Source organism: Bacillus sp. AFS059628, from assembly GCF_002571225.1.
Lineage (GTDB): Bacteria > Bacillota > Bacilli > Bacillales > Bacillaceae_G > Bacillus_A.
On the sequence record NZ_NVEC01000024.1, the window covers coordinates 25,013 to 39,387 of the forward strand.

Here is a 14,375-nt window from a genome sequence, read left to right on the forward strand (position 1 = left end):
GTAATCGGTTTTTTTGCAATAAAAAAACCTCTCCGATAAGAAGAAGTTACGTATATATCTTCGTCTTATCTCCCAGAACAAATTTGTTCTGCTGGAATTAGCACCTGCATCGCGGTTGCTGGGTTTCATCGGGCCAGTCCCTCCACCTCTCTGGATAAGAAAATATTCACTTAATTCTTACTATACGTAATTTCATTTTAATTGTCAAACAAATATAACAAATTATATTTTGCTTCTTACTGTTCATACTATACATATATGAACATGCAAGGAGGATTATGGAATGCACGAAAATGCTCGCGGATATGTACAAGACTCATTTCAATCATTACAAGAAGCAAAACATTGTTTAGAAGCTGCACTACAAACTGTTGAAAAAGATTTTAATCGCGCACGTATTGAACAATCTCTTTATGCGATCGAACAAGCTATTCAACGTTGTGATTACACGGTTCACATTTTAGAACAAGATTGAAAAAACTTCCCATCATAAGGTGGGAAGTTTTTTCAAATGGCATACTTCATAATTATTGCCGTTATGATTAAAAAATATACAGAATTAGCAATTTCTAAAATCCCTACTTTTATAATAGAAATCTTTTTGCCATACAACATAATTGCTCGAATGACACTCGGTATAAAAATAAGCGCACACCACGGATTGATAGCAAATACAATGATTGTTAATAAAATATGGTAACCCCATGATATAAGCCGATACTTCGGATTATTTTTCTCGCGTATCATCGTTTTCACATAAAATGTACTTCCTAAAAAATATAAAAATGAAATAAGCGCAATAAATAGTGCTGTTTTATCTATAAGTTTCATTGAAAAATAATAACTGACTAAACCGCCAATACAGAAAACAATAATTGCACTCATATCATTTAATAATGCTCTTTCATTTTTTTGACGAGCGTAATACATATTTACTATAAATAATGGGATCATTATTGCTATGAATAAAAGAATGCGCCATTCATATAATAGAGAAATCATCCCAAATACGAACGCGATGATAAAATATACAATTGCAGCATGTAAATACTCTTTTTTTCGTCTTTGCTTTATGTACGTAAGAAATGGATACGTAGCTAAATAGATAAAGAACCAAGCTAAAAACAACGGAATATGATACATAGTAGGTTTCCCAAGTATGACACTTAATAGAAATGGTATAACGAGCATGGCCCATGCACCGTGTTGCTTCGGAATAACTAACTTCATTAACTATACACCTCCTCTTCGAAAACGTTTCTCACCTACTATTATACAAATAATCTCATATAATAACGGAAGTATATTGGATCAATTTTTTGACAATAAAAAATGCTCCTTACAATATGTAAGAAGCATGAAAGAGGCAAACGAATATGTAAGTCGCGACCCTACCTTATATGAGTATGCTTTTCTATGCCATGTTATGCTTATCTAATATGCCATATTTCTTTTTAAATCTTGTAAGAATCGTAATCCAAGACGTACTAAATAGTAGTAAGAAAATAACATTCGAAATGGCATGACTCAAATCGAAATAAAAACTTGCAATATAATATGAAACGATTGCTTCCCACGTTGCCTCACGTATAAACCCGAGAAGCCCCCATAAGTTCATAATCCAGCCAAATAAAAATCCAACAAACAATCCGTATAGAAGTCTTCCCCATAGCTTTTTCATTAAAAATGTATTCCGTAATAACCCAGCTATAAAACCAATCATCCCCCACGAAAACATTTGCCATGGCGTCCACGGACCTTGTCCTAAAAAGATGTTAGATACGATAGCCGCTGTTGCACCGATCATAAAACCAGTTTCACTTCCAAATACAATTGCAGAAACGATAATGACAAAAGAAGTCGGCTGTACACTTGGTAAAAGAGAAAATGGTACGCGACTAACTGCTGCAATTGCTGCTAACACAGCAACGAGAACAATTTCACGTGAAACAAACGCCTTTCTTTCAAAGCGGATATAGAAAGGTAACATAATAACAACTAATAAAAACAAACTACTTAACATGTAATAACCATCCATGATAAGCGTCGTAAAGAGTAATGTGCCTATTATTACTGCAAAAATGCATATTATGAATGCAACATATCGTTTGGACACGCTTCGTACACATCCTCCCACGTTAATGCATATGGCAATTCTTTTCGAATGAATCGATTAATAGAGGTTGTATAAAAGAAGTTACCACTAAAAAATTCTTTCGGTGCATCATTCATAATGACTGCTCCATCAAATAACATCATACATTGATCCACGTATTTCGCTGCAAACTCAATATCATGCGTTGCCATTACAATTGTTGTACCTTCTTTTTGCAATTTCCTAAATAGCTCTCCTACTCGTTCTTTCTTCCATGGATCTAACCCCTTCGTCGGTTCATCCAGTAATAATAAAGTCGGCTTTGATAATAACGTCGTACATAACGCGAGTAGTTGTTGCTCACCCCCGCTACAATCATGTGGATGGCGTTCTTTAAGCGAGCTCAACCAAAACTGTTTTAGCGTATCTTCTGCTATTTCTTTTCCTTGTTCTCCGTATAATTCACGTGCACGTTCATACACCTCATCCCACACTGTATCAAATGTAAAATGATAATATGGATGCTGCGATACATACCCAATCCTTTTAAATCGTTCTTTCGAATCAATTTTATGTATCACTTGCCCATTCCACTTTACTTTCCCTCTTCTCGCTTTTTGTAATCCAGCTAAAAGCGTTAACAGTGTAGACTTCCCTGTCCCATTCTTTCCAACGAGAGCTACCCATTTTCCTTTTTCAATCGATACAGTTAAATCTCGTAAAATAAGCGGACTATTTTTTTCATATTGGAACGAAATATGCTCTGCACTTAAAATGACTTCTCGCTTTTCATTTTGTGCTATTGGCTCATTCACATATGATATCGCTGAAAAATTATTCAGTTTCATTTGCGCTTCTCGCACTGTAAACGGAATATCTTCCTCATTCCATTCTAAAAACAATCTTGGAATTTGCGGAATAAATGGACGGAACTTTTCTACTTCCCACATGTTCGCTACAACCGTTTTAGGATTTCCATCATACACGATTTGACCATTATTCATACAAATAACGCGCGTAGCAAGTGGTATTACTTCATCTAGACGATGTTCACTTAACACAATCGTAATGCCAAGTTCTTCGTTAATACGTTTTAACAATCCTAAAAACTCTTTCGCAGCAATGGGATCTAACTGCGCCGTCGGTTCATCTAATAATAATAATTTCGGCTGCATAACTAATACCGCAGCTAAATTGACAAGCTGCTTTTGCCCGCCAGATAACGTATGAACAGATTGATGCAATAAATCTTGAAATCCTAAGAAGCTAATAAGCTCTGCTATTCGTTTTTGAATAATATGTGATGGTAATCCGATATTTTCTAAAGAAAATGCTAATTCTTGAATGACCGTATCCATTACGAGCTGATTTTCTGGATTTTGAAATACCATACCAATTTCTTGTGCAGATAATAATTCAGGTACTTCCTCTAATAAAACGTCATCATAAAAAATTTCTCCTGAACGTGTACCGATTGGAAGTAATTCCTTTTTAAAATGTTTCAATAAAGTCGTCTTCCCAGAGCCTGATCCGCCAGCAAGTGCAATAAACTCTCCTTTTTGAATAGAAAGAGAAATATGCTGTAACGCATATTCGTTTTCATCAGCATATACAAATGATAAATTGTTTATTTCTGCATGCGCCACCATATCCATTCCTTTCCTTCCATTATAATTGGTAAACTAATAAACATCGTAAGTACGACAAACATCACTCCATCGTATTGCTGAAACAGAATAGATTCGACTTTCGGATAAATGATTAACTTTCCTCCGCCATACGTACTACATATAATAGCAATGATAAGTAGAATACTTAAATAACTGAGCGTATACCAATCTCGCCTTTCCATTCTATACCGAATATATGTCGTACGCTTCGTTACACCAAATCCACGAGCTTGCATAGAATCTGCTGTTTGCAGTGCATCTTCTAACGAACAAATTAATAATACTTGCAGCAATTGCATACCATCTTTCACCCGTTCCACAATGGAACCTGCGTCTACTTGTACACCTTTTGTTTTTTGGACGAGTGTTATTTTCTGTAATCGCCTCATAAACAAAGGAACAAACCTCACCGTAATCATCGTTAACAATGCTACTTTCGGTGAAATTCTAGAAAACAAATATAAAAATTTATGACTTGAAATAATATCATTATACGAAGCAAACGTAAACATAATCGCAACTAGTAATAACCCCATTACTACTCCAAACATAATTGCCTCAAGCTTAATGCGGCTATCACCTAACCAAAATAACGTAGTTCGACCTCTATGCGTTAATAGCGAATTAAATAAAATGACCATAAAAAAGAAAACAAATGTGCTCGGTAACATCTTTCTTATCTTTTCGCTATTCCCTTGCATCACATTAATTATAACGATCAATAGAATTGCTCCAATTAAAAAAAGAGGATGAAGACACATCATACATAGTATCATCACCCCGATATAATAGAAAAAATTCACAAAAGGATGTAAAGAAGAAAAACTTATTTTCATAGTCCTTTACCGAATGCCTTTCTTAATTTAGTATACATACACCCATTCGATTGTATCTCCTGGCTTCACTGTAACTACACCCGCACTACGGTTTGGAAACGAACCGTTTACACGATATTTCCATCCGCTATTATCATTTACATCCATTTCATATAAATCATTAATCCCTTTTACGTAAATATCACCTTTAGATCCACTCGCATCTACATCTAATCCTGTACGTTGCAATACTTTATAAACAGTATCGCCTTCTTGTACATCCATTTTTTTCGCACCTAATAAGTAGCCTTTATCACCTTTTACTGAAATCGTAACTTGTTTTGCTTGTGGTTTAGGCGGTTCTGGTTCTATATCTACTTTTGGTGGTACTGGCTTTGGAACAGTCTGAGTCGGTATCGTTTTCTCCTCTTTATTCGGATCAACCTTCTGCTCCTGCTTCGGTGTTTCTTTCGGCTGATTCACAACCTTCGCTTCTTCTTTTATTTCTTGCGCTTTCGGTTGCTGCTCTTGTTGTTTCTCTTCTTGTGCTTTTTGTTGTTCTGGTTGCTTAGTAGCAGGCTGTTCCTGTGGTTTTTCTTCTTTCTTTACTTCCGGTTGTGCCTGTGGCTTTTCTTCTTTCGGCTTCTCTTCTACTTTTTGCTCTTGCTTCTCTTTCTGTTCGTCTTGCTTATTTTGCTCTTGTTCAGTTTGTTTTTCTTCCGGCTTTTCTTCCGGTTTCGCTTCATCTTTCTTCTCTTCTTGTTTTGCTACTTCTTCTTGCTTTGGTTCTACTTTCTTCTCAGGCTTTACAGCTGCCTCTTCACATCCGGCAAGTAGCCCAAGTGAAAGGATTAAAGAAATAAACCACTTCATCTTACTCATGTTGCCCCTCACCTTTCATATTAAAAATTAGGAGCAAATAATTGCTCCTAATTTTTGTTAAGCTGCTTTACGTCTCCATAATACATATGCAGAAGCAATACATAATACACCCATCCCTACTTCTGTAGCTGCACTATGAGAAGATGCTCCTGTTTTTGGTAACGTGCTACCGTTTCCTGACTTTTTGCTTTTAACCGGTTCGTTATCAACAACAACTTTTAAAGTGTCATCTTTCGTTTCTTGTTGTACTTGTTTTTGTTCTTCTGGTTGTTCAGTAACTTCCTTTTCTACTACAACATTTTCTGGATCTACATTTGGTTTCTGATCAACTTCAGGAACAGATACATTTGACCAATCATAAATCGATTTCCCAAGATCTTTAAACTGAAGTAAAGCTAATAATGCTTGCTCTGTAGCCATTCCGCTACCATTTTGATCACTTGGTAACCATTTGAATTCACCATTTGGAATTTGATATGACAGTAAATTTTGCACTGCCTTATGTAGACGGTTTTGATCTACATCTTTCACAAGTGATAATCCAATAATTGCTTGCGCAATACTATTAGAGTTTTCTTGTCCATCAGCAGAAAAACCACCATTGTCTAACTGTTCTTTATATAAATAAGCAACAGCTTTTTCTACAGCTGGCTTCACATCTGGTCGATCTTGATATGGAGCTAATGCTGATAAAACCATACCTGTTACATCAACGCTACTAGCACTGTCTTTACTGCTTGCGCTATCGTAAGTCCAGCCGCCATCTGTATGCTGTGCGTTTAAAAGCGCATCTACTAAAGCAACTCGATTCCATTTTGAATTCACTGGCACTTCATATTTCTTCGTATCAAATGCAAGTAAAGCAAATGTATAACCTGTAACAGAATTCACTTTATCTGATTCGTACAATTTTTGAACTAAATTATGTTCGCCAACCTTTGTAGGGTCTGCTTGCATTGCATTCATCATAATAATTGTTCTAGCTAAATCTGTCGCTGAAAAGCGGTTAATGCGCTTTTCTACTTTTTCAGTTACTGACTTAACATAGTTTAATTTCGCCTCAATTGGAACATTCTTTCCAGAACGAGAAAGACCTAAAGCTACCCAATCACTTTCAATTCCATCTTGTAACATCTTTTCAGATGTCTTAGAGATTGCGTCATTTACTTGCGCTGCTGGAACTTGAATGTTCTCTTGCTTCGGTTGCTCTACCTTTTCATCATTTGTTTTTGTTCCATCTGGTTTTTCTGGTTTTGGATCATTTGTCTTTGGTTCTTCTGGTTTTGGATCATCCGTTTTTGGTTCTTCTGGTTTTTCTTGTTTTGGATCATCTGTTTTTGGTTCTTCTGGTTTTTCTTGTTTTGGGTCATCTGTCTTTGGTTCTTCTACAGTTTTACAAGTACCAAATTTATCTAATGTTTGCTGTAATGTTTCCTGGCTCATATTGCTCCAGTCTGCAACAAAACGAAAGACAACAACATCTCCAGACTTTAATTTATAACTATCTGCTCCAACTTCTGCAGATTTATCATTTACATCATACAACCAGCCGCTTGTGTCTCCAGCCATTAAGCCGTCAATGCCTTTGACATACGTTCCAAACGACATCGTCTCTGCTGTTACTTTGTCCCCCATGACTTTTTGCAGCAAACTTAAAGCTGTTTCCCCATCTGTAATCTGCTCTTCTTTCGGACATAACATAATGCCCTTTTGTGATTCACCAATAATTGCAAGTTTTGCTGTATTTCCTTCAGCAAACGTAATATGTACTGTATTCGCAAAAGAAACAAATACGAGTGTAACTGCCATTAACGACGTAAGCAGCCATTTTTTCAACATTGCCATCCCAAAATTTCCTCCCTTACTACTATTCACACAAAAAAAGACCCTTCAAGGGCGTGCAATTGACACTCTTTTTTTGTAAGTGTCGAACAAACTGTGCAACACCTCCTACCCGCATCATTCGCGGCTATATTTGTATAGGAAAAATAATTTTGTTTATGAACGTATCATTGTGATAACATTCACTTTTCTAGGCACTACTTACTTCCATTTCAGTTATCGTAAAACGATAAACCTATACATTCTGTTAATTATAAATTTCTGTATTATTTTACTATTGACAAAGAATTTTGTCCATGCTTTATCGGATTTATTTTCTAAGAATAGTAACTTACTAGCCTTTAACGATGCAAACTCTTTTCACTAATAATGACGCCATCTTCATCCGCATACACGTATTCATTCGGCTTCCATTCTACTTGTCCAAATTGCAACGAAATATTCCGCTCTCCTTTTCCTTCTTTTACACTTCTATTTGGCATCGTTCCTAACGCTAAAATACCAATATTAATATTCTTTAGTTCACTAGAATCACGAACATATCCATTCACAATAATCCCTGCCAGCTTTCTTTCCTCCGCAATAGCTGCCAAATTATCGCCCAGTAACGCACAATTCGTAGACGCTTCGCCATCAACAACTAACACTGTTCCTTCTGGTAGTGTTTGCAATCCTTCCTTCACTAGTACGTTATCATCCTTCACTTTCACCGTTGCAATTTTCCCGTAAAATTGTTCTTTCTTCCCAAAAGATCGAAAAGACTGGCGACATATTTGTAATTCTTTTTCAAACTCATCACATAGATCCGTAGTTTTCCACATCTTTTTCCCCTCTTTTCCTTAATCTTTCTATATAACATATTCTTGGATTCTTTTCGTTTCCCTGTCTAATGTTGCAAGAATTTGTATTGCGGGAAAAGGATAGAAAAACTATTGCCTTAGGAAGCTACCTTTATTATAATCTATTTCACAGATAAATTTCAGAATATTAAAAATTAACCAAGTGAAAAAGGAGGTTTTTTATGCAATTACATACCGAGGTAAAAAAGCAGCCAAGTAAACGAAAGTTTAAAATGCCTGACGCATACGTACTATTATTTTTTATTGCCTTACTTTGTGCCATTGCTACTTATTTCGTTCCTGCTGGAGAATTTAAAAGAGTTACTAACGGGACTGTTACAACGACAATACCAGGAAGTTACCATTCTGTTCCGCAATCGCCGGTAGGATTTGTTTCGTTTTTTACCGCTATTGAAAAAGGAATGACACTTGCTGCTCCTATCATCTTCTTAATTTTATTTACAGGTGGAGCCATTGCCATTCTTGAAAAAACAGGCGCTCTTGACGGTTTAATCTATCATGTTATTAACAAATTTCGTAATCAGCAATTACTTTTTATTTGTATTGTCGCCGCACTCTTTTCTATTCTCGGAACGACTGGCATTATCGTTAACTCAGTTATCGGCTTTATCCCCATCGGCATCATCGTTGCTCGCACATTAAAATGGGATGCTATCGTCGGCGTAGCAATTATTTATTTAGGCACTTATGCTGGTTTTAATGCTACTATATTATCTCCCTCACCTTTAGGCATTTCACAAAAAATCGCAGAACTACCGATGTTTTCAGGTATTGGTTTACGCACAGCAATCTATATATCTTTTTTACTTGCTACCATCCTTTATATTAATTGGTATGTAAAACGATTAAAAAAATTGAATAAAGGAAGCATACTCGGAGATAACTGGTTTCCAAGTAATGCTCTTTCAAGCGAGAAAGAAATAAAGAAAACTGAAGTTCCTTGGACAATACGTCACAAATTAATTTTACTCGTTTCAGCTTTATCATTAATTGTATTTTTAATAGGCGCTTTTCGACTACATTGGACAGATGCCGAAATGACCGCTACTTTTATTTTCATCGCAATTACAGCGGGAATAATAGGTGGAATGAAAGCAAACGATATCGCTTCTACTTTTCTAGCAGGCTGCCAAAATCTCATATACGGTGCTTTGATCGTTGGAATGGCTCGTTGTATTTCAGTCATTTTAGAACAAGGCAAATTACTTGATACAATTGTGAATCAGCTCGCACAGTCTCTCGAAGGACAAAGCCCTGTATTTGGCGTTATCGGCATGTATGTAAGTAGTGCTGCATTACATTTCCTCATTTCATCTGGGACAGGAGAATCTGTTATTTTCATTCCGATATTAGCTCCACTTGCCGATTTCATGCACATTACACGCCAAGTTACAGTACAAGCTGTTATGCTTGGCGAAGGAGTAGTGAACTGCCTCAATCCAACTTCCGGTGTTTTAATGGGCGTTCTCGCAGCGAGCGGTATTTCTTACGGAAAATGGATTCGCTTCATGGCTCCACTTGCATTCATTTGGTTTATCATTGGGCTTATTTTTCTTATTGTTGGGGTGAATATTGAATGGGGACCGTATTAAAAGACTCCCATTATACTTAACTTGATAAAATATCAATCCTATTCTCCTCTCCAATCCTATAAAAATCATTTATTCTAGTATGGATATAAAAAGGGATTGATCATAATGATCAACCCCTTCCATCCAAATAGAATGCCTTTAAAAATCTAGTTCCAAATTTTATTTACCCATTCAGGATGATCAATAAAAGGATTTCGGTTATGTTGGTATTTTGTAAAAATCACTTCATTACGCTTTCGTTCTAAATCATCGACTGGGTCTTGTTCATTCCATTTTAATAAAACAGATAGTTTCCCCATGTATGGGTCTTTATTGTTATTCACCTTTTCATTTAGTTCTAAGTCTACTTCGCCGTTGTCTCCCTCATAACGAACAGCCGTGTAAAACAGCATTCTAGCGATATCTCCTTTTACACTATCACGAGGTTCCCAAGAATCACTATCATATTTACACTCTGTCGCTTCAGAATGATTCACACCACCGTTATCAAAATCTAGATTTCCACGTGAACTATTTACAGATACATCCGTCGCTCTTAAATGATGCAAATCTGTTCCAGGTCCTGCAGTCGTTCCAAAGTCACCGTGTGATTTTGCCCAAACATGCTCTCGGTTCCAGTTATCCACTCCTGAACCATTCGTAAGTTTCCCTTGCGAACGCCCGGTATATAATAGTATCACATTATTTTTATTATTTGGATCTTCATCAGTATCTCTTAGCGCTTCCCAAACCGCACTGTATGATAACTTTGTATGATTATCAATAATATTATGCAGTTCCTTCTTTAATTCTAAACCGGTCTTTCCTATTGCATTATTATAATATGTATCGTCATAGCCTTTTACAGTAATCTCTTGTGGTGATACAGAAGCTACTTCACCGTGTATAGTATCTGTGAATGACAGAGATGCAGAACCTAAAATAAAAAATGAAGATAGTGTAACCATAGCAATCTTTGTATTTCGAAACTTCATATACCCATTTCCCCTTTAAAATATAATTTGAAGCTATTAACTAAAAATGGCTTCTTAACCCCCGAAAACTTTTAAAAACTCATACCCCTTTTCTTTTTATTTAATACGAGACTCTATTGAGTCTGTATCATTTCTAAACTTTTTGTATATTCACATTCCAAACAATTTCACTTTTAACAAGGAATATCCTTCTCTTATAAAGATTATTAAAATATTCTTTACAACTAAAAAGTAGTTTAATATTAACTTATAAATTCAAATTTATTTATGCAATAATGCATATTTGATAAATACTTTAAAAAACAGTTTGAATAAAAAGCATTCAAAGAAAACCTTGCAACAAAACGGATACAGTCTAAGACAGAAATAATAAAAATCAAGATGATCGCTCGACTTTTCCTTTTTTTCCATAACTGTCTTTATTTTTGCGTAAAATCTTTCTTTCTCTGAATAATACGTACAAAAATAGATTGGATACCATGTAGGCACCAACCTATTTTAATTAAAGAAACTGTGTCAATTCTGAGTTCACGACACGTTGTGCAGTAATAATAACACTTTCAGCTGTTAGCCCATAAACACTATATAGTCCACCAGGTTGATTAGGAACAATTTGAACTTCATATTCAAGTGCTTGTCCAAAAGCAGGATGAACTAAACTTAAGGTTTCAATAGTAGAAGCATTAGAATTCACATTAAAGTTTACCTGTTCAATTAATACTATTGAACCATCAAGTCTAAAAACTCTAGCTACTCCAGTAAGTGGACCAGCAGTGCGATTAAGGATCTTCACCCTAACTCTATTTGCATTAGCAGGTTGATTTCCTACGTTTTCAATTGGTCCTGTAGTAAGAGCCATATAACATCACCTCCATTATGTTATTATGATATTCAGCAATATATATTAACGTTATAATCTAATTACCCAATTTATTTAAAACAAAAAAATGTTCGTTTTTATCTCTTTAATTAATAAAAACGAACATTTTATAATGAATGAATTCGCAAAAAAATAAATTCATATACTAAACTAAACCAACCTACAACAACCGTTTTTTTTACAGACAATTCCTCTCCCTTCCGACTTCCTCACTTTCGCCTAATATTGGGCCGGGAATCTTACTACCCGCATGTTGCGAGATAAAATGTGTATCCATCCAATTCACAATTATTTCTTCCAGCTTCGGATGTAGTGGCTTAGCTGCTCCTTCTGCATAAATCTTTTTAAATTCCAACGCTTTAAAATCACCTTCAAAATATTTTAAGGTATGATCCATATTTTTTATTACATATACTTCAGAATTACCTTTCACATAATCACCAATTCGCTTCGCTTTTTCAGGATTCGCCTGAAAGTCTTTATCACCAGCAATCGCTAGCACTGAACATGTTACTTGTTGTAAATCTTTATAAATATTATGCTTAAAATGCTCTCTAAACCACTTTGCGTTCATCGGTTTAAAACCAACTTTAATCGTATCTTTTTCTGTATTCATCATTTTCTCTTTTATTTTTTCCATCTGCTTCTCTCCACGTTTCTCTACATTAAGAAGGCGCATGATTTTTCCCTTTATGCCTTTTTGTTCTTTTAATTCTTTATAAGCAATCTCTCTTTGTCTTTTCGTAGCTTCCTCTAACGATTCCGCAGCACCTGTAAGAAGTATGAGTCCATTAACTGGTGTTCTTGCGTTTACTACAGTTGCTAACATACACCCTTCACTATGACCAGCTAAAATGATATTTTCCGGATCAACAAATGGTTGTTCCTTTAAATACGTAATCGTAGCCTCTATATCACTAACTAAATCCCACATTCCAGTCTTCAGAAATTCCCCTTCACTCTTTCCTACCCCACGCTTATCAAAACGGAGCGTCACTACTCCAAGCTTCGCAATTACATGTGCTAAGTCTTTATATATGTTCGCCTCAAGCTTTAGCGGTAATATCGTTCCATCACGATCAATCTCTCCAGATCCAGCAATAATGACAACCGCCGCATACTTCCCGTCAGCTTTCGGTTTAGTGAGTGTACCTTGCAAAGTAAATTTACTGTTTATCGCTACTTCATATTCATCAAAGGCCATCATATTCGCCCTCCTTCTATTCTTTTATATCCAATTTAAACTTCAAACTCGCTATTATATTTTTGTACTCTCTTACATCTTTCATAGGAGCGAAAACTGGATTCTCTGCAATACTTTGTAACATGCTTCGCTTTATAATCTCTTCATTTCTAACTGTTTTAGCACCAAGTGGAAACTCTGCAAACCATCCATCAATTGCATCAAAATAGGAATCACCGTGTAAATGCAGACTATTTACTGTGAAGCTTGCTGCACAAACCGTTACATATTTACGTAACATTTCTAATGCCTTTTCAGCATTTCCTTGCATACAATATACTTGTGCAGCAGCATAGTATACTTTTAAAGTCATATTAGGATGTAATGCTTCTATTTCATATATATCTATTAACATAAAAGCTCTATTTAAAATTACCTCTACTTTTTCAACGCTTGAGGCATTTACTACTACATAATTCGGTATTGTCGCAACAAGGTGTATTAAATGTTGGTACATACTAATTTGCATCATTTCATTTGCCTTTTCAGCATTTCCAAGCATTTGATACGCTTGTGCGATTAAATCCTCTTCTGGAAAGTTAGGACGTATCGTTTCGCCAAGTAATTGAAGCACCTCATTTGGTTTATTGAATATAAGATAGCAAGTTGCTTGTAACGATACCGCCTCTTTCACAAGAGAAACATCATCACTTTCTTCCTGTACCCTGCTAAAAAGAGACATTGCCTCTTCTAAAATTTCAATTCTTTTATCCGTATCCTTTGTTAACATATGGTGGTTAATAAAAAGTAGTCCCACTTGAAGTAATAATGGGAAACAAGAATAATATTTTTTGATTATTTCTCTGCACTCCATCATTACTTCATCAAACGGTTCTTCACTAAAAGCTTCCGCTAGTCTATGATATAAATCTCTAATATCTTTCTGTCCCATTTGCGGTGTATAACAGATTAGTTCATCTATACTTATATTAAAGTACGATGCTAACAGTGGTAAAAATGTAATATCCGGATAGCTCTGCCCCGTCTCCCATTTGGAAACAGATGCTTTCGTAATACCGATATACGCCGCTAACTCTTCCTGTGTAATTCCCTTTTCTTTTCTCTTATCCGCAATTATTTTATGAATATTTATCTCCTTCACATCATCACCTCATACTTTTATTATATGCCCTTCTTTTCACACAAAATATGGATTTAAAGTCAACTTTCGTTAACAAAATCAACTGTTAGGAAACATCTCTTTAAAATGAAAGGCAGGAACATATTTGATATGCTCCTGCCTTTTTATTGTGGGGTACTGATACTAGCCATCTAGTTAAGATTTTGAAGTGCTTCAAAATCAAAAATTTCATCTCACCACAGTTTTCTATGAGAATCCAGTGAACAGTTTATTTACATAATTTTCGTTATTGATAGTTAATATATCTAGAAGTCTAAAAAAATATCCTCCAGTTAAGTACTCTGGAGGATATTCATATTTACATAATCATTCTTACAAGAAGCCACACAAAATGAAACTTCTTTAGCTCCCAAAGGCTTATTCTTATCTATTAATAACTGT

Annotated in this window: 13 protein-coding genes and 1 riboswitch; of the genes, 2 read left to right on the plus strand and 11 right to left on the minus strand. The window is 35.5% G+C overall.

Annotated features, from left to right (window positions below; translation table 11 throughout):
* Nucleotides 1-62: 62 nt before the first annotated feature.
* Nucleotides 63-161: riboswitch (SAM riboswitch) on the minus strand.
* A gap of 122 nt (nt 162-283) precedes the next feature.
* A complete protein-coding gene (locus tag COL05_RS09740) occupies nt 284-475 on the plus strand; it encodes a hypothetical protein (RefSeq protein ID WP_000544998.1) in 192 nt (63 codons plus the stop codon).
* Between the two features lie 32 nt (nt 476-507).
* Here COL05_RS09740 and COL05_RS09745 read toward each other — a convergent pair whose 3' ends face one another.
* The 7 genes from COL05_RS09745 to rraA all read right to left on the minus strand — a co-directional run bounded on the left by COL05_RS09745 (nt 508) and on the right by rraA (nt 8,125).
* Nucleotides 508-1,230, minus strand: coding sequence for a YwiC-like family protein (locus tag COL05_RS09745; RefSeq protein WP_098668463.1), 723 nt, complete (start codon nt 1,228-1,230; stop codon nt 508-510).
* A gap of 184 nt (nt 1,231-1,414) precedes the next feature.
* Nucleotides 1,415-2,116, minus strand: coding sequence for an ECF transporter S component (locus COL05_RS09750; protein WP_098668464.1), 702 nt, complete (start codon nt 2,114-2,116; stop codon nt 1,415-1,417).
* On the minus strand, nt 2,089-3,750 hold the full coding sequence (locus COL05_RS09755) for an ABC transporter ATP-binding protein (protein ID WP_142337415.1): 1,662 nt from the start codon (nt 3,748-3,750) through the stop codon (nt 2,089-2,091). The genes COL05_RS09750 and COL05_RS09755 overlap by 28 nt, the downstream gene beginning before the upstream one ends.
* On the minus strand, nt 3,723-4,601 hold the full coding sequence (locus COL05_RS09760; RefSeq protein ID WP_098668465.1) for an energy-coupling factor transporter transmembrane component T: 879 nt from the start codon (nt 4,599-4,601) through the stop codon (nt 3,723-3,725). The genes COL05_RS09755 and COL05_RS09760 overlap by 28 nt, the downstream gene beginning before the upstream one ends.
* Nucleotides 4,602-4,628: 27 nt before the next feature.
* Complete coding sequence (locus tag COL05_RS09765) at nt 4,629-5,462, minus strand: DUF4430 domain-containing protein (RefSeq protein ID WP_098668466.1); 834 nt, start codon at nt 5,460-5,462, stop codon at nt 4,629-4,631.
* Nucleotides 5,463-5,519: 57 nt separating this feature from the next.
* Nucleotides 5,520-7,307 (minus strand): DUF4430 domain-containing protein, encoded by a 1,788-nt coding sequence (locus tag COL05_RS09770; RefSeq protein WP_098668467.1) that lies wholly within the window; start codon nt 7,305-7,307, stop codon nt 5,520-5,522.
* 338 nt (nt 7,308-7,645) lie between these two features.
* The gene (gene rraA, locus COL05_RS09775; RefSeq protein ID WP_098668468.1) at nt 7,646-8,125 is read right to left on the minus strand and encodes a ribonuclease E activity regulator RraA; all 480 of its coding nucleotides are present in this window, start codon (nt 8,123-8,125) and stop codon (nt 7,646-7,648) included.
* Between the two features lie 200 nt (nt 8,126-8,325).
* On the opposite strand from rraA, the gene COL05_RS09780 reads away from it, so the two are divergent.
* Nucleotides 8,326-9,756 carry a YfcC family protein gene (locus COL05_RS09780; protein WP_098668469.1) on the plus strand — a complete coding sequence of 477 codons (1,431 nt, stop codon included), beginning with the start codon at nt 8,326-8,328 and terminating at the stop codon, nt 9,754-9,756.
* A gap of 146 nt (nt 9,757-9,902) precedes the next feature.
* Here the strand turns inward: COL05_RS09780 and COL05_RS09785 are convergent, their stop codons facing one another.
* The 4 genes from COL05_RS09785 to COL05_RS09800 all read right to left on the minus strand — a co-directional run bounded on the left by COL05_RS09785 (nt 9,903) and on the right by COL05_RS09800 (nt 13,955).
* Nucleotides 9,903-10,730, minus strand: coding sequence for an endonuclease I family protein (locus tag COL05_RS09785; protein WP_098668470.1), 828 nt, complete (start codon nt 10,728-10,730; stop codon nt 9,903-9,905).
* A 502-nt stretch (nt 10,731-11,232) separates the two neighbouring features.
* Nucleotides 11,233-11,589 carry an ATPase gene (locus COL05_RS09790; RefSeq protein WP_098668471.1) on the minus strand — a complete coding sequence of 119 codons (357 nt, stop codon included), beginning with the start codon at nt 11,587-11,589 and terminating at the stop codon, nt 11,233-11,235.
* Nucleotides 11,590-11,788: 199 nt separating this feature from the next.
* A complete protein-coding gene (locus COL05_RS09795; RefSeq protein ID WP_142337416.1) occupies nt 11,789-12,817 on the minus strand; it encodes an alpha/beta hydrolase family protein in 1,029 nt (342 codons plus the stop codon).
* Nucleotides 12,818-12,830: 13 nt separating this feature from the next.
* Entirely contained in the window at nt 12,831-13,955 is a 1,125-nt protein-coding gene (locus COL05_RS09800; RefSeq protein WP_098668472.1) for a helix-turn-helix domain-containing protein, read from the minus strand.
* Between the last annotated feature and the right edge of the window lie 420 nt (nt 13,956-14,375).